The organism is Salipiger sp. H15 (genome assembly GCF_040409955.1).
GTDB lineage: Bacteria > Pseudomonadota > Alphaproteobacteria > Rhodobacterales > Rhodobacteraceae > Salipiger.
This window is the reverse complement of record NZ_CP123384.1, coordinates 188,224-214,297: the sequence shown is the minus strand read 5'-3', so window position 1 is coordinate 214,297 and position 26,074 is coordinate 188,224. Positions and strand designations below refer to the sequence as shown.

Genomic DNA, 26,074 nt, shown 5'->3' with positions numbered 1-26,074 from the left:
CGCCCGCGAGGCGCCCCTTTTGCTTTCCGCCCGCCAAAGGCGTTCAGCTGAGGAAGAAGGGGGCTCTGCCCCCGTCCGCTGGCGCGGACTCCCCCGGGATATTTGGACCATGTGGATGTGCGCAGTCCCGCGTCTTCCACATGTCGGAAATATCCCGGGGGTGAATTCGCCGCAGGCGAAGAGGGGGCAGCGCCCCCTGTCGGCGCGCTCTCAGTGGGTGAGGCGCGCGAGGAAGGCCTCGACCTTCGGGGCCAGCCAGTCCCAGAGCTTCGGGGCGCCGCTCTGGATCTTCGGCGCCATCTTCTGCTCGAAGACCGGCCAGGTGACCTTGTAGTCGACCCAGGAGCCGCCTTGCGTCACGAGGTTCATGTTCGGCGGCTGGAAACGGTCGACGGACTTGGCAAAGCGCGCGTCGGGGGTCTCGTTGGCCTCGAATTCGTCCCAGAGCGCGCGCAGCTGGGCGCCCTGGTCGGCGGGCAGCAGCCCGAAGAGCCGGTCGGCGGCGCGGGCTTCCTCGACCTCCTTGGCGGCCTCGTCGACCTCGCCGAAGAACGGGTTGTCGCCGGCGTCGATCTCGACGAGGTCGTGCAGCAGCAGCATCTTGATGACGCGCTCGATGGTCACGCCCTCGGGGGCGTGCTCGCCCAGCACCAGCGCGAAGAGCGCGAGGTGCCAGCTGTGCTCGGCGGAATTCTCGAAACGCGCGCCGTCCGACGTCTTGGTGGCGCGGGTCACCGCGGAGAGGCGGCCCGCCTCGATGAGGAAGGCCATCTGCGCGTCGAGCCGGTCGCTGCTCATGGCTGTCCGTCCCCGGGCGCGGCCTCGCCCGCCTTGGCGGCGTTCAGCCGCTCGACGAGGAAGGCCCGCGCGCGGCGCTCGGCGAGGCGCACCCGGACCGAGGTCAGGAAGGCCTCCTCGAGCGTCGTGGAGGAGGCGCCGATGACCTTCGCCACCTCCATGAAGAAGCGGTCGTCGCCGGTGAGCTTCATCACCTTGAACGTGTCCTCGGCCAGCTTGTCGGCCAGCTCCTGCGTGAGGCTGCTCATGTGGCTCGGCTCCCCGACTGGCGGCTCAGCGCGTGGTCTCGGTCAGGCGGCGCTTCACGTAGCCGGTGACGCTGTCGATCATCGTGCCCATGTGCGGCTCTTCGAAGAAGTGGCCGGCACCTTCCACCTGCTCGTGGGTGATGGTGATGCCCTTCTGCTCCTTGAGCTTGTTGACCAGCGACGTGGTGTCCGCGGGCGGCGCCACGCGGTCATTGGTGCCGTTGATGATCAGGCCCGACGAGGGGCAGGGGGCGAGGAACGAGAAATCGTACATGTTGGCGGGCGGCGAGACCGAGACGAAGCCGGTGATCTCGGGGCGGCGCATCAGCAGCTGCATGCCGATCCAGGCGCCGAAGGAGAAGCCCGCGACCCAGCAATGCTTGGAGTTGTTGTTCATCGACTGCAGGTAGTCGAGCGCCGAGGCAGCATCGGAAAGCTCGCCGATGCCCTGGTCGTATTCGCCCTGGCTGCGCCCCACGCCGCGGAAGTTGAACCGCAGCACGGTGAATCCCATGTTGTAGAAGGCGTAGTGAAGGTTATAGACGACCTTGTTGTTCATCGTCCCGCCGAACTGCGGATGCGGGTGCAGGACGATGGCAATGGGGGCGTCGTTGTCTTTCTGCGGATGATAGCGGCCTTCGAGGCGGCCTTCGGGTCCGGGAAAAATGACCTCGGGCATCGGGCGGAAGTGCTCCTGATCGGTGTGCGCGAAATTATTGACGAAATTTCTGCGGCACTTTAGAACGTTTCTAAATCCCGTGCGGGCACGGGAGAGGGCTTGATTGCAGATATGCAATTGCCCGGTCAAGGTCAATCGGTTGGGCGCAAAGGTGCCCGGGAGGCAAGCGTGAAGTTGAGCACGAAAGGGCGTTACGCGATGGTCGCGCTGGTCGATATCGCGCTGCAGCCCGAAGGCGACCTGGTGACGCTGGGGGACATTTCCAAGCGTCAGGACATTTCGCTGCCCTATCTCGAGCAGCTTTTCGTCAAGCTGCGGCGCGCCGGGCTGGTGGCCTCGGTGCGGGGGCCGGGCGGCGGCTACCGCCTTGCGCGGACCCCGGACCAGATCCGCGTGGTCGACGTGCTGGCGGCGGTCGACGAGAGCGTCGATGCGATGCACAAGGGCGCCGGCGCCTCGGGCGGGGCCTCGGGCAGCCGGGCGCAGTCGCTGTCGAACCGGCTCTGGCAGTCGCTTTCGGCGCATGTCTACGTCTACCTGCACCAGGCGCGGCTCTCGGACGTCGTCGGCAACGCGCTGGCGCCCTGTCCGGCAGTGCCCTCGCTCTTCGCGGTGGTCGACGAGCCGGTCTCGGATGACGAGCACGAGGATGTCCTGTCCGACGAGGCCTGAGCCCCGCGACACGGCACGACACGGAACTCATGGAAGATGAAAGAGGGGGCGGCGTGACGCGAGCCTATCTCGACTGGAATGCCACGGCGCCGCTCCGGCCCGAGGCGCGCGACGCGATGATCGCGGCGATGGACCTCGTGGGCAATCCCTCGTCGGTCCATGCCGAGGGGCGCGCGGCAAAGGGGCTGATGGAGAAGGCGCGGGCGCAGGTCGCCTCGGCGCTGGGGGCGGACGGCGCCGACGTGGTGTTCGTCTCGGGTGCGACCGAGGCGGCGGCGCTGGCCTGCGCCGGGCGCGGGCTGCATGGCGCGGCGGTCGAGCATGACGCCATGGCCGCCTGGCTCGAGCTCGACCTGCCGGTTGACGCGCAGGGGCGGGTGAGCGTGGCCGATCCGGCGCGCAGCGCGCTGCAGGCGGCGAATTCCGAGACCGGGGTGGTGCAGGACCTGCCGCAGGGGTTGGCCGTCATCGATGCGACGCAGATCTTCGGCAAGCTGCCCTTTGCCTTCAACTGGTCCGGCGCGCAGATGGCGATCGTCTCGGCGCACAAGCTGGGCGGGCCCAAGGGAATCGGCGCGCTGGTGATGCGGCGCGGCACGGACATTCCGTCGCAGCTGAAGGGCGGCGGGCAGGAGATGGGCCGCCGCGCCGGCACGGAAAACCTCGTCGGCATAGCGGGTTTTGGCGCAGCCGCAGAGGCAGCCGCGCGCGATCTGGCCGATGACGTGTGGACAGGAATCGAAAAACTTAGAACTATTCTAGAGAATGCTATTGCGGCTGCCGCTCCAGAGACTATTTTTGTCGGGAATGGTGCGCCGCGCCTGCCGAACACCTCCTGCTTCGCTTTGCCGGGCTGGAAGGGCGAGACGCAGGTGATGCAGATGGACCTCGCCGGTTTCGCGATCTCGGCGGGGTCGGCCTGTTCCAGCGGCAAGGTCCGCGCCTCCCGCGTGCTGCGGGCAATGGGATTCGACGACGATGTGGCCGGCTGCGCGATCCGCGTGAGCATGGGGCCGTCGACACGGGAAGAGGACGTGCTGCGCTTCGCCGAGGCGTGGGCGCGTCAATATCGCAAGAAATACGCGCCGGGGCTCTGAGGCCTGCGCGCGTGACCGGAAACGCAGGGCGGCGCGGCGCGTCAGCCCCGGGACGACAGGAGATAAAGGCTGATGGCAGCTTTTGACAACATCACCGTCAAGGAAGGTGTCGAGCAGGAGACCGTGGACGCGGTCGAGGCCGTTTCCACCTACAAGTACGGCTGGGACACCGACATCGAGATGGAATACGCGCCGATCGGCCTCAACGAGGACATCGTGCGTCTGATCTCGGACAAGAACGGCGAGCCGGAGTGGATGACCGAATGGCGCCTCGAGGCCTATCGCCGCTGGCTGCAGAAGGAAGAGCCGACCTGGGCGATGGTCAACTACCCCAAGATCGACTTCCAGAACCAGTATTACTACGCGCGTCCGAAAAGCTTCGAGACCAAGCCGCAGTCGCTGGACGAGGTCGATCCGAAGCTGCTCGCCACCTATGAAAAGCTCGGCATCCCGCTCAAGGAGCAGATGATCCTTGCCGGCGTCGAGGGCGCCGAGGACGCACCCGCCGAGGGCCGCAAGGTCGCGGTGGACGCGGTCTTCGACTCCGTCTCGGTGGGCACCACCTTCCAGAAGGAACTCGAGAAGGCGGGCGTGATCTTCTGCTCGATCTCCGAGGCGATCAAGAAGCACCCCGAGCTGGTGAAGAAGTACCTCGGCTCGGTCGTGCCGGTGTCGGACAACTTCTACGCCACGCTGAACTCGGCGGTCTTCTCGGACGGCTCCTTCGTCTACGTGCCGCCGGGGGTCCGCTGCCCGATGGAACTGTCGACCTACTTCCGGATCAACGCCGAGAACACCGGCCAGTTCGAGCGCACGCTGATCATCGCGGACAAGGGCTCCTACGTGTCCTACCTCGAGGGCTGCACCGCGCCCAAGCGCGACACCGCGCAGCTGCACGCGGCCGTGGTCGAGATCATCGTCGAGGAAGACGCCGAGGTGAAATACTCCACGGTGCAGAACTGGTTCCCCGGCGACGAGGAAGGCCGTGGCGGCATCTACAACTTCGTCACCAAGCGTGCCGACTGCCGTGGTGACCGCGCCAAGGTGATGTGGACCCAGGTCGAAACCGGCTCTGCCGTGACCTGGAAATACCCGTCCTGCATCCTGCGCGGCAATGAAAGCCAGGGCGAGTTCTACTCGATCGCCATCGCCAACAACCACCAGCAGGCCGACACCGGCACCAAGATGATCCACCTTGGCAAGAACACCAAGAGCCGGATCGTCTCGAAGGGCATCTCGGCGGGCGTGGCGCAGAACACCTACCGCGGCCTGGTGTCGATGCACCCGAAGGCGAAGAACTCGCGCAACTACACGCAGTGCGACAGCCTGCTGATCGGCGACAAGTGCGGGGCCCACACGGTCCCCTACATCGAGGTGAAGAACAACTCCTCGCGCGTCGAGCACGAGGCGACCACCTCGAAGGTGGACGACGACCAGCTCTTCTACTGCCGCCAGCGCGGCATGGACGAGGAAGAGGCGGTGGCCCTGGTGGTCAACGGCTTCTGCAAGGAAGTGCTGCAGGCGCTGCCCATGGAGTTCGCCATGGAAGCACAGCAGCTCGTCGCCATCTCGCTCGAAGGCTCGGTGGGCTAAGGCCCGCCGCGAAGGAGACGCCGGATGCTGCAACAGCTGGTGCTTCAATCCGCCGGGGCGGCCATCGGCATCTTCCTCGGTGTGCTGATCGGGTTCGGCATGCGCAAGCGGAAGGGCAATACCGAGGGGCTGCTGGCCGGCTCGGTGCTGCTCACCGCGACCGCGGCCGGCGGTCTGGCGCTCGTCGCGCTGACCGCGATCCGTTACTTCGTGCAGGGCTGAGGGCGGGCAGATGATCGTCACCACCACGCCGAACATCGAGGGCCACCGCATCACCGCCTACAAGGGCGTGGTGGTCGGCGAGGCGATCATGGGGGCCAACATCGTGCGCGATCTCTTCGCGCGGGTCACCGACGTCATCGGCGGGCGCTCCGGCGCCTACGAGGCCAAGCTGCAGGATGCCCGCGACGTGGCGATGCGCGAGCTCAAGGAGCGCGCCGTCGCGCTTGGGGCGAACGCGGTGGTCGGCGTCGATCTCGACTACGAGGTGGTGGGCGACTCGATGCTCATGGTCTCGGTGTCGGGCACGGCGGTGGTGATCACCCCATGACCGAGGCGACGGCCCGGCCGGAGCTGACGCTCCCCGAGGCGGAGGCGGCGCTTCTGCACGCGGAATACGCGCGGGCAGGGGTGATCCTCGAATACGGCTCGGGAGGCTCGACCGCGCTGGCCGCCGGGATGCCCGGCAAGACCGTCTTCTCGGTCGAGTCGGACCGGGACTGGGCGCAGATGATGCGCCGCTGGTTCGCCGAGAACCCGCCCGCCGCGGGCTCGGAGGTGGACATCATCTGGTCCGACATCGGGCCGACAAAGGAATGGGGCCACCCGGTCGACGAGATCGAGTGGCGCAGCTTCCCGGAGTACCCGCTGAAGGTCTGGGAGCTGCCCGAGTTCCGCCAGCCCGACGTGGTGCTGGTGGATGGCCGATTTCGCGAGGGCTGCGCGCTTGCCGCGGCCTTCCTGACCGAGAAACCGCTGGTGCTGCTCTTCGACGACTACGCGCCGCGCAAACACTATCACAAGGTCGAGCACTGGCTCGGCCAACCGCAAATGACCGGGCGCATGGCCCGGTTCGAGATCGTCCCACAGGCCTTCCCGGTGAAGGACCTGCTGCGGATCATGAAACTGACCGTGCGGCCCTGACCGCACCCCCAAGGAGGGAAACCTATGCTGGAAATCAAGAACCTTCAGGTGAAGCTGGAAGAAGAGGACAAGCAGATCCTCAAGGGTGTGAACCTGACCGTCGAAGCGGGCAAGGTGCATGCGATCATGGGCCCGAACGGCTCGGGCAAGTCGACCCTGTCCTACGTGCTCTCGGGCAAGGACGGCTACGAGGTGACCGGTGGCGAAGCCACGCTCGACGGCGAGAACATCCTCGAGATGGAGCCCGAAGAGCGCGCCGCGGCCGGCCTGTTCCTCGCCTTCCAGTACCCGGTCGAAATCCCCGGCGTCGGCAACATGACCTTCCTGCGCACCGCGGTGAACGCGCAGCGCAAGGCCCGCGGCGAGGAGGAGATGTCCTCGACCGAGTTCCTCAAGGTCGTCCGCGAGAAGGCCAAGTCGCTGAAGATCGACGCCGAGATGCTCAAGCGCCCGGTCAACGTCGGCTTCTCGGGCGGTGAGAAGAAGCGCAACGAGATCCTGCAGATGGCGATGCTCGAGCCGAAGATGTGCATCCTCGACGAGACCGACTCCGGCCTCGACGTCGACGCGATGAAGCTGGTCGCCGACGGCGTGAACGCGCTGCGCGACGAAGGCCGTTCGTTCCTCGTGATCACCCACTACCAGCGCCTGCTCGACCACATCAAGCCGGACGTCGTGCACATCATGGCCAACGGCCGCATCATCAAGACCGGCGGCCCCGAGCTGGCGCTCGAGGTCGAGAACAACGGCTACGCGGACCTGCTCGAGGAGGAGGCGTAATGGCACTTCCCCAAGTCAAGCAGACCGCGACCGACGCGCGGCTGGCGGCGCTGAGCCTGCCCGAGGGCGGCTGGTCGCGCCCCGCCCGCGAGGCGGCCCTTGCCCGCGTGCAGGCCATGGGCCTGCCCGGCGGCCGTGACGAGTACTGGAAATACACCCGTCCGGACACGCTGACCGCCGTCGCCGCACCCGCGGCCGCCGTGCTCAAGGTCACCGACGAGGCGCCGGTCTTCGGTGCCCGCGACCGGCTCAAGGTGGTCTTCGTCGACGGCGTGTTCAGCGCCGAGGAGTCCGATGATCTGGCCCTCGAGGGGCTGACCATCGAGCGCCTTGCCGATGCCTCGGACATCCACTGGGCGAAGGACCTCTACGGCACGCTGGAAACCAACGGCCAGACCCCGGTCGAGCGTCCGCTCGCCGCGCTCAACACCGCCTTCGCCACCGACGGCCTGCTGATCCGCGTGACCGGCAAGGTCGAGAAGCCGCTGCACCTGCTCTATCGCCACGAGGACGAGACCTCGGACGCGATCCTGCACCACGTGGTCAAGGTCGAGGAGGGCGGCGACGTCACGCTGCTCGAATCCGGCCCGGCCGCGGCGCGCTTCAACAAGGTGCTGGAAGTCGACGTCGCCGACGGCGCGGGCTTCCACCACGTACGCGTGCAGGGCCGCGACCACGAGCGCCGCGCCGCGACGCATATCTTCGGCCGCCTCGGCACCGAGAGCACGTTCAAGACCTTCACCCTCACGGTGAACGGCGTGCTGACCCGCAACGAGTGCGTGATCGAGCTGACCGGCGACGACGCCGCGGTGCATGTCGCGGGCGCCTGCATGGGTGACGGCGATTTCCACCATGACGACACGGTGTTCATCACCCATGACGCGGTGAACTGCGAAAGCCGCCAGATCTTCAAGAAGGTGCTGCGCAACGGCGCGACCGGCGTGTTCCAGGGCAAGATCCTCGTCAAGCCCGGCGCGCAGAAGACCGACGGCTACCAGATCAGCCAGTCGCTGCTTCTGGACGAGGACAGCCAGTTCCTCGCCAAGCCGGAGCTCGAGATCTACGCCGACGACGTGGCCTGCTCGCATGGCTCGACCTCGGGCGCGATCGACGAGGACGGTCTGTTCTACCTGCGCGCCCGCGGCGTGCCGCGCGGCACCGCCGAGGACCTGCTGACCATCGCCTTCATCGCGGAGGCCGTGCAGGAGGTCGAGGACGAGAGCATCCAGACCGAGATCAACGAGCTGGTCGCGGCCTGGCTGGGCCGGCGCCGCGGCTGATGTCGCTCTCGCGCGAGATCGTCGCCACCTACCGGGGGCCGGGCGCGGTGATGCGCCGCCTGCTGTCGCAGGGCCCCCGCGAGGACCGGGCGCTGATGTTCGTCATGGCAGCCTGCGCGATGTTCTTCGTCGCGCAGATGCCGGCGCTCGCGCGGCAGGCCCATCTCGAGGGGGTCGAGCTCAACCCGCTCATGGGCGCCTCGCTGCTGGCCTGCCTGGTGATCCTGCCGCTTGCGCTCTACGTGCTGGCGGCGCTGAGCCACGTGGTGGCAAGGCTCTTCCGCTGCCGGGGCACCGGCTACGGCGCGCGGCTGGCGCTCTTCTGGGCGCTGCTGGCGGCCAGCCCTCTGGCGCTGCTCAACGGGCTGGTGGCGGGCTTCATGGGTGCGGGCGCGCAGCTCTCGCTCGTGGGGCTCCTGTGGTTCGTGGTGTTCCTGTGGTTCTGGATCAGCGGCCTGAGGGTCGCCGAATGGCCGGCGGAACAGATGGCCGAACGGCCCGCCGCATGACGGCAGCGGACCTTCTGGCGCTCGCGTGGCGGACTGTGGTCGCCCCGCGCGAGGTGGCGCGGATGCTGCTCGGGCTGCATCTGTCGCGTGAGGTGCTGCTCACCGGCTTCGCGCTGGTCGTGGTGGTGAACACGCTCATCGTCGGGCTGATGCAGCTGGGCGGCGAGCTTGCCGCCATGGGCGGGCTGATGCCGGTGCCGATGGGGCTCCTGCTGGCGGTGATGCTGGCGGGCTCGATCGCGGTGATGACCTGGGCCGGGCATGGCTTCGGCGGCCGGGCCCGGATCGAGGACGTGGCGGTGCTGCTGATCTGGCTGCAGGGGCTGCGCGCCCTTGCGCAGGTGGTGGTGGGGCTGGTCGGCGCGGTCTCGGGCGGGCTGGCGGTGCTGCTGGTGCTGGCGGCGCTGCTGGCGGGCCTGCGGATCCTCGTCGCCTTCCTCGACGAGGCGCACGGGTTCGGCAGCCCTTTAAAGGCGCTTCTCGTGCTGATACTCGCGACCATGGCGCTGGTCGCGGCGCTGACAATGATCGTCTCCCTGCTGGGAGCGGGCCCGAACGGGATGGCAAGCTATGTATGACGTCCAGAAAATCCGCAGCGACTTCCCGATCCTCTCGCGCGAGGTGAACGGCAGGCCGCTGGTCTATCTCGACAACGGCGCCTCGGCGCAGAAGCCGCAGGTGGTGATCGACGCGGTGACCCGCGGCTATGCCGAGGAGTATTCCAACGTCCACCGCGGGCTGCACTACCTGTCGAACCTCGCCACCGAGAAATACGAGGGCGTGCGCGGCACCATCGCGCGCTTCCTCGGCGCCCGGGACGAGGAGGAGGTGGTCTTCACCAACGGCTCGACCATGGGCATCAACCTCGTCGCCTACGGCTGGGCCATGCCGCGCATGGAGGCCGGGGACGAGATCATCCTGTCGGTCATGGAGCACCACGCCAACATCGTGCCGTGGCACTTCCTGCGCGAGCGGCAGGGCGTGGTCATCAAGTGGGTCGACGTCGACGCCACCGGCGCGCTCGATCCGCAGAAGGTGCTGGACGCGATCACGCCCAGAACCAAGCTCATCGCGGTGACGCAGGTCTCGAACGTGCTGGGCACGGTGGTCGACGTGAAGACCATCGCCGCGGGCGCGCGCGAGAAGGGCGTGCCGGTGCTGGTCGACGGCTCGCAGGGCGCCGTGCACATGCCGGTCGATGTCGAGGACCTCGGTTGCGATTTCTACGCCATCACCGGGCACAAGCTCTACGGCCCCTCGGGCTCGGGCGCGATCTGGGTCCGCAAGGAACGGCAGGCCGAGATGCGCCCCTTCCTCGGCGGCGGCGACATGATCCGCGAGGTCCACAAGGACGGCATCACCTATGCCGAGCCGCCGATGAAGTTCGAGGCCGGCACCCCCGGCATCGTGCAGCAGATCGGCCTCGGCGCGGCGCTCGAATACATGATGGGCCTCGGGATGGAGAACATCGCGGCGCACGAGGCGAAGCTGGCGGGCTACGCACGCGCGCGCCTCGAGGGGCTGAACTGGCTCAACCTGCAGGGCACCGCGCCCGGCAAGGCGGCGATCTTCTCCTTCACCCTCGACGGCGCGGCGCATGCGCACGACATCTCGACGATCCTCGACAAGAAGGGCGTCGCGGTGCGCGCGGGGCACCACTGTGCCGGCCCGCTGATGGACCATCTCGGCGTCTCGGCGACCTGCCGCGCCTCCTTCGGGCTCTACAACACCGAGGCCGAGGTCGACGTGCTGGTCGAGGCGCTGGAGCTGGCGCACGAGCTCTTCGCCTGAGCCCACGCCCGGCCGCGGGCCCGGCCCTAGCGCCGGATTTGCGTATTTTGAAAGAGAAGAAGCCCCGGGAGTCGCGCGGACTCCCGGGGCTTCTTGCATGATCGACGGGCGGGTGTCGGTGGCGCGGCGGGGGCGCCTTACTCGACGGTTACCGACTTGGCGAGGTTGCGCGGCTGGTCCACGTCGGTGCCCTTGGCGATGGCGGCGTGGTAGGCCAGCAGCTGCGCGGGCAGGGCGTAGAGCAGCGGCGCGAGCCGGTCGTCGACCTCGGGCAGGGTGATGCTCTGCCAGATGCCGTCGCCGGCCTCCTCGATGCCGCGGGCGTCGGAGATCAGGCAGACCTTGCCGCCGCGCGCCATCACCTCCTGCATGTTCGAGACGGTCTTGTCGAAGAGCCCGTCGCGCGGCGCCATGACGATCACCGGCACGGTCTTGTCGATCAGCGCGATCGGCCCGTGTTTCAGCTCGCCGGAGGCATAGGCCTCGGCGTGGATGTAGCTGATCTCCTTGAGCTTCAGCGCGCCCTCGAGCGCCAGCGGGTACATCATGCCGCGGCCGAGGAAGAGCACGTCGCGGGCCTCGGAGATCTTCCGCGCGGCCTCGGCGATGGCGCCGTCGCGGTCGAGCGCGGCGTTGAAGAGCCCGGGCAGGGCGCGCAGCTGCGCCAGCAGCTCGGACTTCTCGGCGGCGCCCATGCGTCCGCGCGCCACGGCGGCCTCGATCGCCAGCAGCAGCAGCACGTTGAGCTGGCAGGTGAAGGCCTTGGTCGAGGCGACCCCCACCTCCACCCCAGCGTGGATCGGCAGGGCGAGGTCGCTCTCGCGCGCGATGGTCGAGGTCTCGACGTTGACCACCGAGACGATCCGGTCGGCGCGGCCGGCGCAGTAGCGCAGCGCCGCCAGCGTGTCGGCGGTCTCGCCCGACTGGCTGACGAAGAGCGCGACGGTGCCCTTGGTGACGGGGGGCTCGCGGTAGCGGAACTCCGAGGCGATATCGACCTCGACCGGGATGCGGGCGAGCTTCTCGAACCAGTATTTCGCGGTGAGGCAGGCGTAGTAGGCGGTGCCGCAGGCGACCAGCACCAGCCGCTCGACCTGGGTGAAGTCGAGCCCCGGCGCGGGCAGCACGATCGTGTCGCCGTCGAGATAGGCGCGCAGCGCGTCGGCGAGCACGCTCGGCTGCTGGGCGATCTCCTTGGCCATGAAATGCTTGTAGCCGCCCTTGTCGACCTGCGTCTGGTCGAGCCGGACCTGCCGCGTCTCGCGGGTGACCGGCTGGCCGTCGATGTCGAAGATCTGCGCGCCGGCGCGGGTCACCACGGCCCAGTCGCCCTCTTCGAGATAGGTGATGCGGTCGGTCATCGGCGCGAGCGCGATGGCGTCCGAGCCCACGAACATCTCGCCCTCGCCATGGCCGATGGCCAGCGGCGAGCCCTTGCGGGCGGCGACGAGGAGGTCCTCCTCGCCGTCGAAGAGGAAGGCGAGGGCGAAGGCGCCCTCGAGCCGGCCGAGCGCCGTCGAGGCTGCCTCGACCGGGGTCATGCCGCTGCCGAGGTAATGCGAGACCAGCATGGCGACGGTCTCGGTATCGGTGTCGGACTCGGGGGCGTAGCCGGAGGCGGCGAGCTCGGCGCGCAGTTCGCGGAAGTTCTCGATGATGCCGTTGTGCACGACCGAGACCTTGCCCGCCCTGTGGGGATGGGCGTTCCGCGTGGTGGGCGCGCCATGGGTGGCCCAGCGGGTGTGGCCGATGCCCGCCTTGCCGGCGAGCGGCTCGTGCACCAGCATGTCCTGCAGGTTCACCAGCTTGCCGACCGCGCGGCGGCGGTCGAGCCGGCCGTCGTTGACGGTGGCGATGCCCGCGCTGTCATAGCCGCGGTACTCGAGCCGCTTCAGCGCCTCGACCAGCATGGGGGCAACCTCGTGCTTGCCCAGGACGCCGACGATTCCGCACATTGGCCTTATCCTTCCTTGGCGGACTTCTGCGCGGCCTTCCGGGCCCGCAGCATGTCGCGCATCTTCGTCGCCAGGCCCGGCTTGGTGACCTGCTTCGTGCGGGCCAGCGCCAGCGCGCCGGCGGGGATTGCCTCGGTCACCACCGTGCCCGAGCCGGTCATCGCGCCGTCGCCGACGGTGACCGGGGCGACCAGCATGGTGGCCGAGCCGATGAAGGCCTCGCGGCCGATGGTGGTGCGGTGCTTGAAGAAGCCGTCGTAGTTGCAGGTGATCGTGCCCGCGCCGACATTGGTGCGCTCGCCCACATCCGCGTCGCCGAGATAGGTGAGGTGGTTGGCCTTCACGCCCTCGGCGAGGTAGGAGTTCTTCACCTCGACGAAGTTGCCGACATGCACCTCCTCGGCCAGCTCGGCGCCGCGGCGCAGCCGGGCGAAGGGGCCGACGATGGCGCCGCGGCTGACGTGGCAGCCCTCGAGATGCGAGAAGGAGCGGATCAGCGCGCCGCTCTCGACCGTCACGCCGGGGCCGAAGACGACGTTGGGCTCGATCTCGGCATCGCGGCCGATGTAGCTGTCCCAGGCGAAGAAGACGGTCTCGGGGGCGCTCATCAGCACGCCGTCGTCGAGCAGCTCCTCGCGCTTGCGGGCCTGGAAGGCGGCCTCGGCGGCGCGCAGCTCGGCGCGGGAGTTGATGCCCAGCGTCTCGGCCTCCTCGCAGCGCACAACCCCGGCAGAGAGGCCGCGGGCGCGGGCGATCTCGACGATGTCGGTGAGGTAGTACTCGCCCGAGGCATTGTCGTTGCCCACCGCGTCCACGAGCGACATCAGCGTCGCGGCGTCGGCGATGACCACGCCGGAATTGCACAGCGGGATGGCGCGCTCTTCCTCGGTGGTATCCTTGAACTCGACGATGCGCAGAAGCTCGTCGCCCTCGGTCACCAGGCGGCCGTAGCGCGCGTCGGGGTCGGCCACGTCGAAGCCGAGCACCACCACGTCATGCCCGGCGCGCGCGTCGCGCATCGCCTCGAGCGTTTCGACGGTGATGAAGGGCGTGTCGCCGTAGAGCACCAGCGCGTCGCCCTCGAACCCCGCGAGCGCGGACTTGGCCTGCGCCACCGCATGGGCGGTGCCGAGCTGCTCCTCCTGGATCACCACCTGCGCCTCGGGGGCGACCTCGGCGGCGGAGGCCTCGACCTCGGCGGCGCCATGGCCTGCCACGACCACCGAGCGGGCGGGCTCCAGCGCCTGGCCGGCGCGCAGCGCGTGCCAGAGCAGCGGGGCCTGGGCGAGGCGGTGGAGGACCTTGGGGAGATCGGACTCCATGCGGGTGCCCTTGCCTGCGGCAAGGAGGATGAGAGCAAGGCTCATGCGGTTTCCTGTTTGTCTTCTGCCTGCGCCCGTTTTATCCGCTTGGGGCAGGGGGGCAAGGTGCCCCGGGTCACGTTGGATTTCAGCCTGTGACAGGGCGCGGCAAAAGGGACAAGGCAGAATGCGTACGGTGGTCTTCGATCTCGACGGCACGCTTGCCGACACCAGCGGCGACCTGATCGCCGCCGCCAACGCCTGTTTCGAGGGCATGGGGCTGGCGGTGCGGCTCGATCCGGTCGCGGATGCGGGCATCGCGGTGAAGGGCGGCCGGGCCATGCTGACGGCGGGGCTTGAGCGCGCCGGGGCCTTCTCGGAGGAGCTGATCGCGCGCTGGTATCCCGAGCTGCTGGCGATCTACGGCGCGGCAATCGACCGGCACACCCGCTTCTACCCGGGCGCGCTCGACGCCGTGCAGGCCCTGCGTGAGGCAGGCTACAGGGTCAGCATCTGCACCAACAAGCCCGAGGGGCTGGCCGAGACGCTGATGCAGCGCATGGGCGCGCGCGGCCATTTCGACGCGCTCATCGGCGCCGACACGCTGCCGGTGCGCAAGCCCGACCCCGCGCCCTACGTGGCGGCGGTGGAACGCGCGGGCGGGCAGGTGGCACAGAGCCTGCTGGTGGGCGACACCGCGACCGACCGCAACACCGCGCGGGCGGCGGGCGTGCCCTGCATCCTCGTCGGCTTCGGCCCGGATGGCACCGCGGTCTCGGCGCTGGAGCCCGAGGCGATGATCGGCCATTTCGACGAGCTCGCGGGCGCGGTGGCAAGGCTCATCGGCTGAGCCGCACCGCGCGGCGCGGCGCCTCAATTTCGGCCCGCGGCGGCTGGCGCAGCGGCTGCAATGGACCCTGCATCGCGGTTCTCCCTCTCATATTGAGAGGCGTCTCCTTGTCGGCCCCCAGTTGCCGGGCGATGCTCGCGAGGATCAGCCGCGAATTCGGGAAGGGGACTTTCAGGAATGAAAGACGGACCCGGTCTCGACGACATCCTGCTGTTCCTTGCCGTGGCCGACGCGGACCAAGTGCCGGAATGCACCGCCTCGGACGCCGATTTCGGCATCTCCCGCCGCGCCGCCGACATCGGTCTGCGCAACCGCCACCCCGACCAGCTCTGGCTCGCTGGGGGGCGCACCCGTGCGGGCGAGACCGTCACCCATGCCGCCGAGGCGCGGAGCCGGAACACGAGGAATGGCTCGTCGCGCATCACTACGCGCTGCATGGGCCGCTCGCCGCACCCGACCGGGCCGGAACGCTGCCGTGAGCCCTTGCGCATTGACCGCGGCGCGGCCGAAGCGCATCAATGCGCCATGACAGACAGCCTCATCACCGAACGGTTCACCGGAAATTTCACCCAGCAGGAGCCGATCCCCGAGGCCGGGATCGCCGCCGCGCTGGAGGTGCTGCGCCACGGCCGGCTGCACCGCTACAACACGGCCCCCGGAGAGACCGCCGAGACCGCGCTGCTCGAGCAGGAGTTCGCCGCCTTCACCGGCGCGCGCTACTGCGTGGCGCTGGCCTCGGGCGGCTACGCGCTCGGTTGCGCGCTCAGGGCGCTCGGGGTGGAGCCGGGCGAGCCGGTGCTGACCAATGCCTTCACCCTCGCGCCGGTGCCGGGGGCGATCGCGGCGGTGGGCGCGGTGCCGGTCTACGTGGGCGTGACCGAGGACCTGGTGATCGACCTCGACGATCTGGCGGCCAAGCTGCCGCAGGCGCGGGTGCTGATGCTCTCGCACATGCGCGGGCATATCTGCGACATGGACCGGCTGATGGCGCTCTGCGAGGCGGCCGGGGTGCGGGTGATCGAGGATTGCGCGCATACCATGGGCGCGTCCTGGGACGGCACGCCCTCGGGGCGGCACGGGGCGATCGGCTGCTACTCGACGCAGACCTACAAGCACATGAACTCGGGCGAGGGCGGCTTTCTCGTCACCGATGACGAGGAGATCGCCGCCCGCGCGGTGATCCTGTCGGGCAGCTACATGCTCTACGGGCGCCATCTTGCCGCGCCGGGCCCCGAGGTCTTCGAGCGGGTGAAATACGTCACGCCCAACGTCTCGGGACGGATGGACAACCTGCGCGCGGCGCTGCTGCGCCCGCAGCTCGCCGGGCTTCCGGCGCAGATCGCGCGCTGGAACGAGCGCTACTGCGCGGTCGAGGAGGGGCTGCGGGGCACGCCGGGGCTGAGGCTGGTCGCGCGCCCCGCGAAGGAGCGCTTCGTCGGCTCGTCGATCCAGGCGCTGCTGCTCGACTGGGCGCCCGCCGCGATCGAGGAGGTGCTGCGGCGCTGCGCCGCGCGCGGCGTCGAGCTCAAGTGGTTCGGCGGGGCCGAGCCCGTCGCCTTCACCTCGCGCTATGACAGCTGGCGCTACGCCCCGTCCGAGCCGATGCCCGCGACGGATCGCATCCTGACCGGCATTCTCGACATGCGCCTGCCGCTGACCTTCAGCCTCGAGGATTGCGCGCTGATCGCCCGCATCCTTCGCGCCGAGGTCTCGGCGGTCTACCAGCACGCCACCTGAAAGGCGGGGGCAGCGTCCCCGCCAGCACGACTTCAAGACGCGGAGGAGCGTCCCATGACCAAGACCATCAGCGATCCGAAACCCGCCGCCAGCCGCGAGTTCGACAACATCCCCGAAACCGCGCTCGCCTGGCACCGCGACGGCCGCCGCGCGGCGCTGGCCACGGTGATCCAGACCTGGGGCTCGGCGCCGCGCCGCACCGGCGCGCAGCTGGCGATCTCGGGCGACGGCGAGATCGAGGGCTCGGTCTCGGGCGGCTGCGTTGAGGGGGCGGTGATCGTCGAGGCGCTCGAGGCATTGGACGCGGGCAAGGCGCGCGAGCTGGAATTCGGCGTCTCGGACGATGATGCCTTTGCCGTCGGCCTCGCCTGCGGCGGCACCATCCGCGTTCTGGTCGAGCCGGTGGGCACGGCCCTGCCCGAGGCGCTGCTGGCCGAGCTCTGCCATGCCCGCGCCGCGCGCAAGCCGGTGGCCTACGTGGTCGATCTCGACAGCCAGGAGCGGCAGCTCGCCTATGACGGGCACGAGAGTGCCTTCCGCATGGACCGCTCGGGCTTCGTCGAGGAAAGCCGCACCTTTGTCGCCATCCACAATCCGCCGCTGCGGCTGCTGGTGGTGGGCGCGGTGCATATCGCGCAGGCGCTGCTGCCGATGGCGCGCATTGCCGGCTACGACCCGGTGCTGATCGACCCGCGCGGCGCCTTCGGCTCGCAGGCGCGTTTCCCGGGCGAGACCATCCTCGACGACTGGCCCGACGAGGCGGTCACGCGGCTCGGGCTCGACACCCGTACGGCGCTGGTGCTGCTCACCCACGACCCCAAGCTCGACGATCCGGCGATCGAGGCGGCGCTGCGCAGCAAGGTCTTCTACATCGGTGCGCTCGGCTCCGGCCGCACCCATGCCAAGCGCGTGGCGCGGCTGTCGGAGGCGGGCTTCACCGAGGCCGAGATCGGCCTCATCCACGGCCCCATCGGGCTCGACATCGGCGCCTCGGGTCCGGCCGAGATCGCCGTCTCGATCCTTGCCGAGATGACCCGGGTGCTGAGGAAGGGCGCATGAAGTTCGGCCCGGTTCCGCTGGCCGAGGCCGGGGGGGCGGTGCTGGCCCATTCCGTCTCGCTGCCCGGGGCGAAGCTGAAGAAGGGCCATGTGCTGACCGACGCGGACCTGGACAGGATGCGGGACACGGGGCTCACCGAGGTGATCGCGGCCCGGCTCGAGCCCGGCGACGTGGCCGAGGACGTGGCGGCGCGCCGACTGGCCGAGGCGCTGCTGCCGGCCCCCTCCGCCGCGCAGCTGCGCATCGGGCCGGCGACCACGGGGCGGGTGAACCTGCACGCGCTCGGCCCCGGCGTGCTCGAGGTCGACGCGGCGCGGATCGACGCGGTCAACGCGGTGCACCCGATGATCACCGTGGCCACGCTCCGGCCCTGGCAGCGCTGCGCGCCGCGGGCCATGGTGGCGACGGTCAAGATCATCTCCTACGCCGTGCCCGAGGCCGCGCTCGACGCCGCCTGCGCCGCGGCGCAGGGCGGGGCGCTGCGCCTGCGCGGGCCGGTGGCGAAGAGCGCCACGCTGATCGAGACCGAGGTCGGCACCGATCCCGGCGACAAGGGGCGCCGCGCCACCCGCGCAAGGCTCGAGCGCTTCGGCACCGAGCTCGGCCCGCGCGTCCTCGTCCCGCACCGCACCGCGCCGCTGGCCGAGGCGATCCGCGAGGCGCCGGGCGATCTCATCCTCATCCTCACCGGCTCGGCCACCTCCGACCTGCACGACGTCGCCCCCGAGGCGCTGCGCGCGGCGGGGGGAGAGGTCCGGCATTTCGGCATGCCGGTGGACCCCGGCAACCTGCTGTTCTTCGGCAGTCTCGGCACGCGACCGGTGATTGGCCTGCCGGGCTGCGCCCGCTCTCCGGCGATCAACGGCGCCGACTGGGTGCTCGAGCGGGTGGTCTGCGGGGTCGAGGTGAGCCCGGCGGAGATCGCCGCCATGGGCGTCGGCGGGCTGCTGAAGGAGCCGCCCTCGCGCCCGCGCCCGCGCGAAGGCTGACCGCCCGGGCCTCTCTGCAGGAAAAAATGGCCCCCGGAAAAGCAAAACCCGCCGGCGGCAGCGCGGCGGGTTTTCCTCAGCGGATCCCGGAGGGGATCACTTGGAACGTATCACTTGGGGGCCGGACCGATCATCATGACCATCTGGCGGCCTTCCATCTTGGGCATGTTCTCGACCTTGCCCACTTCCTTGACGTCTTCCGCCACGCGCTCGAGCAGGTCGCGGCCAAGGTTCTGGTGCGCCATCTCGCGGCCACGGAAGCGCAGGGTGATCTTCACCTTGTCGCCGCCTTCGAGGAACTTCAGCACGTTGCGCATCTTGACGTCGTAGTCGTGCGTGTCGGTGCCGGGGCGGAACTTGACTTCCTTGACCTCGATGGTCTTCTGCTTCTTGCGGGCTTCGCTTTCACGCTTCTGCTGTTCGTACTTGAACTTGCCGAAGTCCATGATCTTGCAGACGGGCGGCTTGGCGTTGGGCGAGATCTCGACCAGATCGAGCCCCGCTTCCTCTGCCATCTCCAGCGCGCGCGCGGGAGTCTGGACACCGAGGTTTTCGCCTTCAGCGCCGATCAGACGGATTTCAGGACCCCGGATGCGATCGTTGACGCGGGGGCCGGTGTCGCGCGTCGGGGGCGCGTTGTGAGGTCTGCGAGCTATGGTTTTCGTCCTTTGTTGCCGTGTCTCGTAGGCGCGCAAAGTAGTGCTCCGGGCCGGGTGTTTCAAGCGACAATTGGCCGAACTTGCGGCGCAGCGAGCCTCAACCCGCTCATCCGCCGCGCGAGAGGCCGCCGAGAGCCCACGCCCCCGGTGATCATGGCAAGGTGAATGCCTATCTCACACCGACGCGACACTCATGCGAGACTGGAGACATCTGAGATGAGACAAGCGATTCTGATCGTGGGCGCCGTGGTGCTGCTGGGCATCGTGGTCTTCGGAATGCGGGGCGGGGACGAGGGGGTTCCCGTCGGCAGCGACGAGACGGTGACCGGGACAGTGGATCAGACCATGGAAAATGCCGGGTCCGAGGCCGGGGCCGCGGCGGATGATGCCGCGCAGACCCTTGAAAAGGCCGCCGACGATGCCGCCGCGGCGGGACGCGAGGCGATGGACAAGGCGGGCGAGGCCGCCAACAACGCGATGGATGCGATCTCGGACGCCGCCGGCAAGGCCGCCGAGACCGTCGAGGGCGCCGCCGAGGCCGTCTCGGACGCGACGAAGGACGCGATGGCGACCGCCAAGTCCGCGAGCGACAGCGCCCTCGCCTCGTCCGAAGCGGCGGTGGCCAAGGCCCAGGGCGCGGCCGGCTCGGCGATGGACAGCACCGCGGCCGCCGGGGCCGAGGTGGCGAACATGACCGACGAGCAGGTGCACGAGCTCTTCACCGTCGAGGGCTTCGACTACGACAAGGCCGTCGCCTACATCGAGCAATCCGACCTCGGCTTCGCCGCCAAGGAGGCGACCAAGTCGGCGCTGGCCTCGGTCAAGGACGCGCCCGACCAGCTGGCCGCGGTGCTCGACGAGGCGCGCGTCCGGCTCGGGCTCTGAGGCCGCACGGGCTGACACGAAAAAACCTGTCCCCGTGCCGCAAATTCCCGGCGCGGGGATGATCCGGACCGAGTAGGATGCCGTACGCAAATCGACGTGGTGGCAATCGAGTCCGGAAAGGGCGCCCATGCGAGTCTACAGACCTGACCTGGTTCACCGCCGGATCCCGTTTCTCGTCGCGGCCTCGGGGCTGACCTTCGTCGCCGCGGTGCTGGCGGGCTGGCTCTTCGGAAGCGAGGTGCTGGTGCGCGGCGCGCCGGGCCGGGCCGCGATGGTGCCGAGCACGGCGATCAGCCTCGGGCTGCTCTTTTGCGGGCTGCTCCTGCACCTGCGGCGCGATAGCCCGCGCGGGGCGGTGCAGTTCTGCGCCGGGCTTGCCGCCGCGGTCGCGCTGACCAATTCCGTCTTCATCCGCCTCGACGCGGCCGGGCTCGACGCGCTTGTCGCGAGCCGGGCGCCGGGCGACAGCATGGCCACGGGCACGATCGCCGGGGTGCTGACCGGGGCGCTCGGGCTCGTGGCGCTCGGCAGCACCCGGCTGGTGCGGCTCGAGGTCCCGGTGCTTGCGGCGCTGGCCGGGCTCTCGGGGATCATCTCGGTGCTCTTCGTGCACAATTTCCACGTCGGCGCGCCGCTGGCGCTGAGCTTTGCCGAGGCGATGTCGATCTACACCGCGCTCTGCCTGCTCGGGCTCTTCTCGGCACTGCTGCTGGTGGCTCTCGCTCCCGGGACCTCGCTTTACCCGCCGGACGGCCGGGCGCCGAACTGAGCGGCCGCAGGGGCGCGTCTCCATCCGCACGGACGGTGCTTCGCCAAAGAAAAAGCCCCGGCACTGCCGGGGCTTTTCGCATTGGTCGGGGCAGGGCGGCCTCAGTCGAGGAAGGCTTTCTCCACCACGTAGTGCTTGGGGTCCGAGTTGGCGCCTTCTTCCAGCCCGTAATCCTCGAACATCTGCTTCAGCTCGAGGTTGAAGGCGAGGTTGCCGCAGATCATCGCGCGGTCGGTCTCGGGGTTCAGCGGCGCGACGCCGAGATCGGCAAAGGCCTCGCCCGAGCGCATCAGGTCGGTGATGCGGCCCATCTTCGGGCTCTCCTCGCGGGTGGTCGTCGGGTAGTACTTGATCTTCTTCCAGAAGCCCTCGCCGATCAGCTCGTTGAGCAGTTCGTCGGTCTTCAGGCTCTCGATCAGCGCGGCACCATATTCCAGCTCGCCGACCTCGCGGCAGGTGTGGGTGATGATGACCTCGTCGTAATCCTCGTAGGTCTGCGGCTCGCGCAGCAGCGAGGCGAAGGGCGCAAAGCCGGTGCCGGTGGCGAAGAACCAGAGGCGCTTGCCGGGCAGCAGCGCGTCATGCACCAGCGTGCCGACTGGCTTGGGGCGCAGGATCAGCTCGTCGCCGACCTTGATGTGCTGCAGCTTCGAGGTGAGCGGGCCGTCCTGCACCTTGATCGAGTAGAACTCGAGTTCCTCGTCCCAGCTGGGCGAGGCGATCGAGTAGGCGCGGAGCAGCGGCTTCTGCTTGCCGGTCTTGGGGTCGACATCGCCCATGAGGCCGATCATCACGAACTCGCCCGAGCGGAAGCGCAGGCTGGCGGGGCGGGTGACGCGGAAGGAGAACAGCCGGTCCGTCCAGTGCTTCACGAAGGTGACGGTCTGGGCGTCGGGAAGCACCATCTTCTTCGGCGCATCGGCTTTCGCTGCGGTGGCTTCGTTCACGGGTTTCAACTCTGTCATGGTATCTCTCGCCGGCCGATCAGCCGGTCCCTTGGCTATATCTTCGATGCAGGTCAGGGGAAAGGCGTCTTAGCCGCGCACCCGCGACTGGTAGTCGTGCCGCTGCCAGTCGGCGCGGAATTTCCACTCGTCCTCGGGCTGGCGGGCGGCCAGCTCGTCCGAGATCTCGACCTCGTCGAAGCCCGAGCGGCGGGCCATGGCGTACTGGTCCGAGATCACGTGGCCGGCGGCGCGCAGCGTGCCGGTGTAGCCGCGCAGGCGCAGCAGCCGGGCCAGCGTGAAGCCGCGGCCGTCGGCGAAGCTGGGGAAGGCGATGCGCACGTGGGCGGTGCCTTCCGGCACCTCCAGCGTGGCGGGATCGGTATCGGAGGGCAGGTCCAGCACCGGGGCTGCGAGCCCTGCCCAGCTGTCCGGGCCGAAGCCCTCGTCGGTCACGATGACGGTCATTGGCTCTGTCCTTCTCTCACGGCCTGGCCATTCACGAAATGGATGCCGCATTCAACCTTGTCCTGCCCGCGCCAGCGTCCGGCGCGGGGGTCCTCTCCGGCGGCGACCTTGCTGGTGCAGGGCGCGCAGCCGATGGACGGGTAACCCTGCGCCACCAGCGGGTGCCGGGGCAGGCGGTTCTCGTCCATGTAGGCGCCGATGTCCTCGGGCGCCCAATGCGCCATCGGGTTCACCTTGATGCGCCCGGTTTCCTCTTCGAGCTCGAAGAACTCGAGGCCGGAGCGGGTCTTCGACTGGTAGCGCTTGCGCCCGGTGATCCAGCCGTCGAAGCCCGAGAGGGCCTGCTCCAGCGGGAAGGTCTTGCGCAGGGCGCAGCAGGCGTCCTGATCCGAGAAGCGCAGCGCGCCGTAGGGATCGCGCGATTGCAGCAGCGCCTCGTCGGTGCGGATGATCCGCACGTCCGACAGGCGCAGCCGCTCGGACACCTCGAGCTGGTAGTCCAGCGTCTCGGCGAAGAGCAGCCGCGTGTCGATGAACAGCACCGGGGTCGTCCGGTCCACCACTGCCACGAGGTGCAGCAGCGCCACCGATTCCGCCCCGAAGGACGAGACCATGGCGATGCGCCCCGCCTCGGGATCCCGCAGGGCCCCCTCCAGCACCGCGGTCGCGCCGTGGTGCCGGTAGCGCGCGTTGAGCGCGTCCACCCGGGCGCGCAGCTCTGCCAGCTCATCCGGCCGCAGAGCCTTCGCGCCTGTCTCGGGCGTGTTGGGAGGGAGTTGGAGGGTCATCGGCTCAGGCCGCTTCCGCCTCTTCCGCCTCGTAGAGCGCTTCCTTGAAGGGGGCCATGCCGATCCGGCGATAGGCCTGCAGGAAGGTCTCGTCGGCGCTCTCGCGCTGCTCGAGGTAGGTGTCCACGATCCGCTCGATGGCCGGCACGATCTCTTCGTAGGAGAAACCCGGACCGGTGCGCTCGCCGAGCGCGGCGGTCTCGGTGGCATCGCCGCCGAGGGTGATCTGGTAGGTCTCGACGCCGCCGCGATCCAGCCCGAGGATGCCGATATGGCCCACGTGGTGGTGGCCGCAGGCGTTGATGCAGCCCGAGATCTTGATCTTCAGGTCGCCGATCTCGTGCTCGATCTTGAGTTCGTCGAAACGGGTGGCGATCTGCGTCGCGATCGGGATCGAGCGGGCCGTGGCCAGCGCGCAGTAGTCCATGCCCGGGCAGGCGATGATGTCCGAGATCTTGCCGATGTTGGCGGTGGCGAGGCCATGCGCCTTGAGGATCTTGTGCAGCTCCGGCAGGTCCGACTTGTGGACATGCGGCAGGATCACGTTCTGCTCGTGCGAGATGCGCAGCTCGTCGTGGCCGAAGCGCTCGGCGAGGTCCGCCAGCACGCGCATCTGCTCGGCCGAGGCGTCGCCCGGGGTCTGGCCATGCGCCTTCAGCGAGACCTGCACGATGGCATAGCCCGGCGCCTTGTGCTCGGCGAGGTTGGTGTCGGCCCAGGAGCGGAAGACCGGGTCCGCGTCGTAGGCGGCGGCGAACTCGTCCTCCGGCGCGTTGCGGAAGGCGGGCGCGGCGAAGCTGGCCTTGATCTCCTCGAAGAGCTCGAGGTCGGCGCCGTTGAAGGCGGCCTTGGTCTCGACGAAGCGCTCCGCGACGAGGCGCTGGATTTCCTCGATGCCGTGCTCGTGCACGGTGATCTTGATGCGCGCCTTGTACTTGTTGTCGCGGCGGCCAAGCAGGTTCCAGACCGAGACGGTGGCCTCGACGAAGGGCAGCAGGTCTTCCTGCGGCACGAAGTCCGACAGCACCTTGCCGATCATCGGGGTGCGGCCGAGACCGCCGCCCACCAGCACGCGGTAGCCCAGCTTGCCGTCCTTCGAGACGACCTCGATGCCGATGTCATGTGCCTTGATCACGGCGCGGTCGTTCGGCGCACCGGTGACGGCGATCTTGAACTTGCGCGGCAGGAACTGGAACTCGGGGTGGTCGGTGGACCACTGGCGCAGCAGTTCGGCCACCGGGCGCGGGTCGGCGATCTCGTCGGCGGCAGCGCCGGCGAAATGGTCCGCGGTCACGTTGCGGATCGTGTTGCCCGAGGTCTGGATGGCGTGCAGGTTCACCTCGGCCAGCGCGTCGAGCATGTCCGGCACGTCAGAGAGCTTCGGCCAGTTGTACTGGATGTTCTGGCGCGTGGTGAAGTGGCCGTAGCCCTTGTCCCACTTCTCGGCGAGCAGCGCGAGCTGGCGCATCTGCGCCGAGGAGAGCGTGCCGTAGGGGATCGCCACGCGCAGCATGTAGGCGTGCAGCTGGAGGTAGAGACCGTTCATCAGGCGCAGCGGCTTGAACTCGTCCTCGGTCAGGTTGCCGGCGATGCGGCGCTCGACCTGGGCACGGAACTGGCGGTTGCGTTCCTGGATGAAGGCGGTGTCGAACTCGGTGTAGCGGTACATCTGGGTCTCCTGCTGCGGGCCTGGGCGCTTTTCGTGTCGAGAGGGGGCGCCGGGTCAGGCGTCGGCTTCGGCCTGCTTGCCGTGGAAGTAGTTCGAGGGGCCGGTGCGGCGGAACTCCTCGCGGAAGTGCGTGGGCTCGGCGCCGCTTGCGCCCAGCTTGACGTCGGCGAGGTAGACGCCGACCGCTTCCGAGGGGCGCGCCTGCGCGTCGAGCAGGCGGATCTGCGCGATGGCCTCGTCGGTGATCACCTCGGCCTTGGTCAGATCGCGCACCCAGCTGTCGTCGGCTGCGAGATAGATCACGTCGCCTTCGATCAGCGCGTTTGCGGTGACGACCTTGGGCGTGAAGGGCTTCGGCATCGGGATACACTCCGGGAGGGGTTCGTTGCCGCTCAATATAGAATTTTGTCCCCCCTTGCGGCCAGAGGGGCGGAAATATAAGGACACACGTTCCGTTCCGTGGTTAAGGATGGGGCGGACGTTCCAATGCGGACAAAAGGACGGAACAGCAATGACGATCGACGAGACCGACCGGAAAATCCTTCTGGAACTGCAGGAGGACGCGGGACGCTCGCTGGACGAGATCGCCCGCGCCGTGGGGTCCTCGAAGACCCCGGTGTGGAATCGCATCCGCAAGATGCGCGAGGCCGGGATCATCGGCCCGCAGGTGGTCATCCCCGACCCCGAGAAGCTGGGCTTCGAGGCCTGCTTCTTCGTGCTGATCCGCACGTCGGAGCACGAGGCCGACTGGCAGCGCAAGTTCCTCAAGGCGCTGCGCGAGCGGCCCGAGGTGATGGAGGCGCATCGCCTCGCGGGCGAGATCGATTATATTCTCAAGGTGCGGGTGAAGAACGCCCGCGCCTACGACGTATTCTACCAGGCGCTGATCTCCGAGGTGAAGGTCTACAACGTCACCGCGCTGCTCTCGATGGAGGAGATCAAGAACACCAACGCGCTGCCGCTCTGAGGAGGAGGCACCATGACCGACACACCCGAGTCGCCCGAGCCGCCGAAGCCCGTGGTCTCGATCACCTACTGCACCGGCTGCAACTGGCTTCTGCGCGCCGGCTGGATGGCGCAGGAACTGCTGCAGAGCTTCGGGCAGGATCTTGGCGGGGTGACGCTGGTGCCGGGCTACGGCGGGGTCTACGAGATCTCGGTGGACGGCACGCTGCTCTGGGAGCGCAAGCGCGACGGCGGTTTCCCCGAGCCCAAGCAGATCAAGCAGCGCCTGCGCGACGTGATCGCCCCCGGGCGCGACCTCGGCCATGTCGACCGCGCGGCGGAGCCCGATGCGGAGGACGGCGGGGCGGGGGACGGATGAAGTTTTTCCCGCGCCCGTGACCTCGCCCGGCGGCGGGCTAGGTCAGCTATCGAACGCCCCGCGGGGCAAGGAGAGGGAGACACCGAC

General features: G+C 68.8%; 30 protein-coding genes. 19 read left to right on the top strand and 11 right to left on the bottom strand.

The annotated features are described in order from the left end of the window. Positions 1-210 precede the first annotated feature (210 nt). The 3 genes from PVT71_RS01055 to PVT71_RS01045 are packed head-to-tail and all read right to left on the bottom strand — an operon-like array spanning position 211 to position 1,725. Positions 211-798: an HD domain-containing protein gene (locus PVT71_RS01055; protein ID WP_353472640.1), complete on the bottom strand. Its 588-nt coding sequence runs from the start codon at positions 796-798 to the stop codon at positions 211-213. After that, positions 795-1,046: a hypothetical protein gene (locus PVT71_RS01050; RefSeq protein WP_353472639.1), complete on the bottom strand. Its 252-nt coding sequence runs from the start codon at positions 1,044-1,046 to the stop codon at positions 795-797. Before PVT71_RS01050 ends, PVT71_RS01055 begins: the two co-directional genes overlap by 4 nt. Positions 1,047-1,071: 25 nt before the next feature. After that, positions 1,072-1,725 (bottom strand): alpha/beta hydrolase, encoded by a 654-nt coding sequence (locus tag PVT71_RS01045; protein WP_353472638.1) that lies wholly within the window; start codon positions 1,723-1,725, stop codon positions 1,072-1,074. 168 nt (positions 1,726-1,893) lie between these two features. On the opposite strand from PVT71_RS01045, the gene PVT71_RS01040 reads away from it, so the two are divergent. The 11 genes from PVT71_RS01040 (at position 1,894) to PVT71_RS00990 (ending at position 10,590) form a co-directional block, all read left to right on the top strand. After that, a complete protein-coding gene (locus PVT71_RS01040; protein WP_353472637.1) occupies positions 1,894-2,397 on the top strand; it encodes an Rrf2 family transcriptional regulator in 504 nt (167 codons plus the stop codon). 53 nt (positions 2,398-2,450) lie between these two features. Continuing rightward, the gene (locus PVT71_RS01035; protein ID WP_353472636.1) at positions 2,451-3,494 is read left to right on the top strand and encodes a cysteine desulfurase family protein; all 1,044 of its coding nucleotides are present in this window, start codon (positions 2,451-2,453) and stop codon (positions 3,492-3,494) included. Positions 3,495-3,566: 72 nt separating this feature from the next. Then, complete coding sequence (sufB, locus tag PVT71_RS01030; RefSeq protein ID WP_353472635.1) at positions 3,567-5,087, top strand: Fe-S cluster assembly protein SufB; 1,521 nt, start codon at positions 3,567-3,569, stop codon at positions 5,085-5,087. A 24-nt stretch (positions 5,088-5,111) separates the two neighbouring features. Further along, the gene (locus PVT71_RS01025; RefSeq protein WP_353472634.1) at positions 5,112-5,309 is read left to right on the top strand and encodes a hypothetical protein; all 198 of its coding nucleotides are present in this window, start codon (positions 5,112-5,114) and stop codon (positions 5,307-5,309) included. Positions 5,310-5,319: 10 nt separating this feature from the next. Then, positions 5,320-5,637, top strand: coding sequence for a heavy metal-binding domain-containing protein (locus tag PVT71_RS01020; RefSeq protein ID WP_353472633.1), 318 nt, complete (start codon positions 5,320-5,322; stop codon positions 5,635-5,637). Continuing rightward, complete coding sequence (locus tag PVT71_RS01015) at positions 5,634-6,230, top strand: hypothetical protein (RefSeq protein ID WP_353472632.1); 597 nt, start codon at positions 5,634-5,636, stop codon at positions 6,228-6,230. Before PVT71_RS01020 ends, PVT71_RS01015 begins: the two co-directional genes overlap by 4 nt. A gap of 24 nt (positions 6,231-6,254) precedes the next feature. Continuing rightward, positions 6,255-7,010 (top strand): Fe-S cluster assembly ATPase SufC, encoded by a 756-nt coding sequence (gene sufC, locus PVT71_RS01010; RefSeq protein WP_353472631.1) that lies wholly within the window; start codon positions 6,255-6,257, stop codon positions 7,008-7,010. Next, on the top strand, positions 7,010-8,290 hold the full coding sequence (gene sufD, locus PVT71_RS01005; RefSeq protein WP_353472630.1) for a Fe-S cluster assembly protein SufD: 1,281 nt from the start codon (positions 7,010-7,012) through the stop codon (positions 8,288-8,290). Before sufC ends, sufD begins: the two co-directional genes overlap by 1 nt. Beyond that, the gene (locus PVT71_RS01000; RefSeq protein ID WP_353472629.1) at positions 8,290-8,799 is read left to right on the top strand and encodes a YIP1 family protein; all 510 of its coding nucleotides are present in this window, start codon (positions 8,290-8,292) and stop codon (positions 8,797-8,799) included. The genes sufD and PVT71_RS01000 overlap by 1 nt, the downstream gene beginning before the upstream one ends. Beyond that, positions 8,796-9,377: a YIP1 family protein gene (locus PVT71_RS00995; RefSeq protein ID WP_353472628.1), complete on the top strand. Its 582-nt coding sequence runs from the start codon at positions 8,796-8,798 to the stop codon at positions 9,375-9,377. The genes PVT71_RS01000 and PVT71_RS00995 overlap by 4 nt, the downstream gene beginning before the upstream one ends. Then, on the top strand, positions 9,370-10,590 hold the full coding sequence (locus PVT71_RS00990; RefSeq protein ID WP_353472627.1) for a cysteine desulfurase: 1,221 nt from the start codon (positions 9,370-9,372) through the stop codon (positions 10,588-10,590). Before PVT71_RS00995 ends, PVT71_RS00990 begins: the two co-directional genes overlap by 8 nt. A gap of 137 nt (positions 10,591-10,727) precedes the next feature. Here the strand turns inward: PVT71_RS00990 and glmS are convergent, their stop codons facing one another. Beyond that, on the bottom strand, positions 10,728-12,545 hold the full coding sequence (gene glmS, locus PVT71_RS00985) for a glutamine--fructose-6-phosphate transaminase (isomerizing) (protein WP_353472626.1): 1,818 nt from the start codon (positions 12,543-12,545) through the stop codon (positions 10,728-10,730). 5 nt (positions 12,546-12,550) lie between these two features. Then, positions 12,551-13,912 (bottom strand): bifunctional UDP-N-acetylglucosamine diphosphorylase/glucosamine-1-phosphate N-acetyltransferase GlmU, encoded by a 1,362-nt coding sequence (gene glmU, locus PVT71_RS00980; protein ID WP_353472625.1) that lies wholly within the window; start codon positions 13,910-13,912, stop codon positions 12,551-12,553. A 121-nt stretch (positions 13,913-14,033) separates the two neighbouring features. On the opposite strand from glmU, the gene PVT71_RS00975 reads away from it, so the two are divergent. The 4 genes from PVT71_RS00975 to PVT71_RS00960 all read left to right on the top strand — a co-directional run bounded on the left by PVT71_RS00975 (position 14,034) and on the right by PVT71_RS00960 (position 18,481). After that, positions 14,034-14,696, top strand: coding sequence for an HAD-IA family hydrolase (locus PVT71_RS00975; RefSeq protein WP_353472624.1), 663 nt, complete (start codon positions 14,034-14,036; stop codon positions 14,694-14,696). Between the two features lie 540 nt (positions 14,697-15,236). Next, entirely contained in the window at positions 15,237-16,433 is a 1,197-nt protein-coding gene (locus tag PVT71_RS00970; protein WP_353473899.1) for a DegT/DnrJ/EryC1/StrS family aminotransferase, read from the top strand. Between the two features lie 54 nt (positions 16,434-16,487). Beyond that, positions 16,488-17,492 (top strand): XdhC family protein, encoded by a 1,005-nt coding sequence (locus tag PVT71_RS00965; protein WP_353472623.1) that lies wholly within the window; start codon positions 16,488-16,490, stop codon positions 17,490-17,492. Further along, positions 17,489-18,481, top strand: a complete 993-nt coding sequence (locus tag PVT71_RS00960) for a molybdopterin-binding protein (RefSeq protein ID WP_353472622.1) — start codon at positions 17,489-17,491, stop codon at positions 18,479-18,481. The genes PVT71_RS00965 and PVT71_RS00960 overlap by 4 nt, the downstream gene beginning before the upstream one ends. Positions 18,482-18,591: 110 nt before the next feature. Here the strand turns inward: PVT71_RS00960 and infC are convergent, their stop codons facing one another. After that, complete coding sequence (gene infC, locus PVT71_RS00955) at positions 18,592-19,137, bottom strand: translation initiation factor IF-3 (RefSeq protein ID WP_353473898.1); 546 nt, start codon at positions 19,135-19,137, stop codon at positions 18,592-18,594. A 219-nt stretch (positions 19,138-19,356) separates the two neighbouring features. Here infC and PVT71_RS00950 point away from each other — a divergent pair, with 219 nt between their 5' ends. Beyond that, positions 19,357-20,025, top strand: coding sequence for a hypothetical protein (locus PVT71_RS00950; protein WP_353472621.1), 669 nt, complete (start codon positions 19,357-19,359; stop codon positions 20,023-20,025). A gap of 127 nt (positions 20,026-20,152) precedes the next feature. Next, positions 20,153-20,794 (top strand): hypothetical protein, encoded by a 642-nt coding sequence (locus PVT71_RS00945; protein WP_353472620.1) that lies wholly within the window; start codon positions 20,153-20,155, stop codon positions 20,792-20,794. A 101-nt stretch (positions 20,795-20,895) separates the two neighbouring features. On the opposite strand, the gene PVT71_RS00940 is transcribed toward PVT71_RS00945, so the two are convergent. From PVT71_RS00940 to PVT71_RS00920, 5 genes are all read right to left on the bottom strand, one after another. Beyond that, positions 20,896-21,699 (bottom strand): ferredoxin--NADP reductase, encoded by an 804-nt coding sequence (locus tag PVT71_RS00940; protein ID WP_353473897.1) that lies wholly within the window; start codon positions 21,697-21,699, stop codon positions 20,896-20,898. A gap of 129 nt (positions 21,700-21,828) precedes the next feature. Then, positions 21,829-22,206 (bottom strand): DUF934 domain-containing protein, encoded by a 378-nt coding sequence (locus PVT71_RS00935; RefSeq protein WP_353472619.1) that lies wholly within the window; start codon positions 22,204-22,206, stop codon positions 21,829-21,831. Beyond that, entirely contained in the window at positions 22,203-22,994 is a 792-nt protein-coding gene (locus tag PVT71_RS00930) for a phosphoadenylyl-sulfate reductase (protein WP_353472618.1), read from the bottom strand. Before PVT71_RS00930 ends, PVT71_RS00935 begins: the two co-directional genes overlap by 4 nt. 4 nt (positions 22,995-22,998) lie before the next feature. After that, a complete protein-coding gene (locus PVT71_RS00925) occupies positions 22,999-24,663 on the bottom strand; it encodes a nitrite/sulfite reductase (RefSeq protein ID WP_353472617.1) in 1,665 nt (554 codons plus the stop codon). Between the two features lie 54 nt (positions 24,664-24,717). After that, positions 24,718-25,023, bottom strand: a complete 306-nt coding sequence (locus PVT71_RS00920) for a DUF2849 domain-containing protein (protein WP_353472616.1) — start codon at positions 25,021-25,023, stop codon at positions 24,718-24,720. Between the two features lie 151 nt (positions 25,024-25,174). On the opposite strand from PVT71_RS00920, the gene PVT71_RS00915 reads away from it, so the two are divergent. Next, the gene (locus tag PVT71_RS00915) at positions 25,175-25,630 is read left to right on the top strand and encodes an Lrp/AsnC family transcriptional regulator (RefSeq protein ID WP_194132717.1); all 456 of its coding nucleotides are present in this window, start codon (positions 25,175-25,177) and stop codon (positions 25,628-25,630) included. A 12-nt stretch (positions 25,631-25,642) separates the two neighbouring features. Continuing rightward, positions 25,643-25,987 (top strand): SelT/SelW/SelH family protein, encoded by a 345-nt coding sequence (locus PVT71_RS00910; RefSeq protein ID WP_353472614.1) that lies wholly within the window; start codon positions 25,643-25,645, stop codon positions 25,985-25,987. Positions 25,988-26,074: the final 87 nt, after the last annotated feature.

Excerpts from the sequence above, each read along its gene's own strand:
- PVT71_RS00950 (WP_353472621.1), top strand. The coding sequence starts at position 19,357 with ATGAGACAAGCGATTCTGATCGTGGGCGCCGTGGTGCTGCTGGGCATC.
- PVT71_RS00930 (WP_353472618.1), bottom strand. The coding sequence starts at position 22,994 with ATGACCCTCCAACTCCCTCCCAACACGCCCGAGACAGGCGCGAAGGCT.
- PVT71_RS00965 (WP_353472623.1), top strand. The coding sequence starts at position 16,488 with ATGACCAAGACCATCAGCGATCCGAAACCCGCCGCCAGCCGCGAGTTC.
- PVT71_RS00945 (WP_353472620.1), top strand. The coding sequence starts at position 20,153 with ATGCGAGTCTACAGACCTGACCTGGTTCACCGCCGGATCCCGTTTCTC.
- PVT71_RS00995 (WP_353472628.1), top strand. The coding sequence starts at position 8,796 with ATGACGGCAGCGGACCTTCTGGCGCTCGCGTGGCGGACTGTGGTCGCC.
- PVT71_RS01045 (WP_353472638.1), bottom strand. The coding sequence starts at position 1,725 with ATGCCCGAGGTCATTTTTCCCGGACCCGAAGGCCGCCTCGAAGGCCGC.
- sufD (WP_353472630.1), top strand. The coding sequence starts at position 7,010 with ATGGCACTTCCCCAAGTCAAGCAGACCGCGACCGACGCGCGGCTGGCG.
- PVT71_RS01020 (WP_353472633.1), top strand. The coding sequence starts at position 5,320 with ATGATCGTCACCACCACGCCGAACATCGAGGGCCACCGCATCACCGCC.
- PVT71_RS01050 (WP_353472639.1), bottom strand. The coding sequence starts at position 1,046 with ATGAGCAGCCTCACGCAGGAGCTGGCCGACAAGCTGGCCGAGGACACG.
- PVT71_RS01055 (WP_353472640.1), bottom strand. The coding sequence starts at position 798 with ATGAGCAGCGACCGGCTCGACGCGCAGATGGCCTTCCTCATCGAGGCG.
- PVT71_RS00975 (WP_353472624.1), top strand. The coding sequence starts at position 14,034 with ATGCGTACGGTGGTCTTCGATCTCGACGGCACGCTTGCCGACACCAGC.
- glmS (WP_353472626.1), bottom strand. The coding sequence starts at position 12,545 with ATGTGCGGAATCGTCGGCGTCCTGGGCAAGCACGAGGTTGCCCCCATG.
- PVT71_RS01015 (WP_353472632.1), top strand. The coding sequence starts at position 5,634 with ATGACCGAGGCGACGGCCCGGCCGGAGCTGACGCTCCCCGAGGCGGAG.
- glmU (WP_353472625.1), bottom strand. The coding sequence starts at position 13,912 with ATGAGCCTTGCTCTCATCCTCCTTGCCGCAGGCAAGGGCACCCGCATG.
- PVT71_RS00910 (WP_353472614.1), top strand. The coding sequence starts at position 25,643 with ATGACCGACACACCCGAGTCGCCCGAGCCGCCGAAGCCCGTGGTCTCG.
- PVT71_RS00960 (WP_353472622.1), top strand. The coding sequence starts at position 17,489 with ATGAAGTTCGGCCCGGTTCCGCTGGCCGAGGCCGGGGGGGCGGTGCTG.
- PVT71_RS00940 (WP_353473897.1), bottom strand. The coding sequence starts at position 21,699 with ATGGTGCTTCCCGACGCCCAGACCGTCACCTTCGTGAAGCACTGGACG.
- PVT71_RS00935 (WP_353472619.1), bottom strand. The coding sequence starts at position 22,206 with ATGACCGTCATCGTGACCGACGAGGGCTTCGGCCCGGACAGCTGGGCA.
- PVT71_RS00920 (WP_353472616.1), bottom strand. The coding sequence starts at position 25,023 with ATGCCGAAGCCCTTCACGCCCAAGGTCGTCACCGCAAACGCGCTGATC.
- PVT71_RS00915 (WP_194132717.1), top strand. The coding sequence starts at position 25,175 with ATGACGATCGACGAGACCGACCGGAAAATCCTTCTGGAACTGCAGGAG.
- PVT71_RS00990 (WP_353472627.1), top strand. The coding sequence starts at position 9,370 with ATGTATGACGTCCAGAAAATCCGCAGCGACTTCCCGATCCTCTCGCGC.
- sufB (WP_353472635.1), top strand. The coding sequence starts at position 3,567 with ATGGCAGCTTTTGACAACATCACCGTCAAGGAAGGTGTCGAGCAGGAG.
- PVT71_RS00925 (WP_353472617.1), bottom strand. The coding sequence starts at position 24,663 with ATGTACCGCTACACCGAGTTCGACACCGCCTTCATCCAGGAACGCAAC.
- PVT71_RS01025 (WP_353472634.1), top strand. The coding sequence starts at position 5,112 with ATGCTGCAACAGCTGGTGCTTCAATCCGCCGGGGCGGCCATCGGCATC.
- PVT71_RS01000 (WP_353472629.1), top strand. The coding sequence starts at position 8,290 with ATGTCGCTCTCGCGCGAGATCGTCGCCACCTACCGGGGGCCGGGCGCG.
- sufC (WP_353472631.1), top strand. The coding sequence starts at position 6,255 with ATGCTGGAAATCAAGAACCTTCAGGTGAAGCTGGAAGAAGAGGACAAG.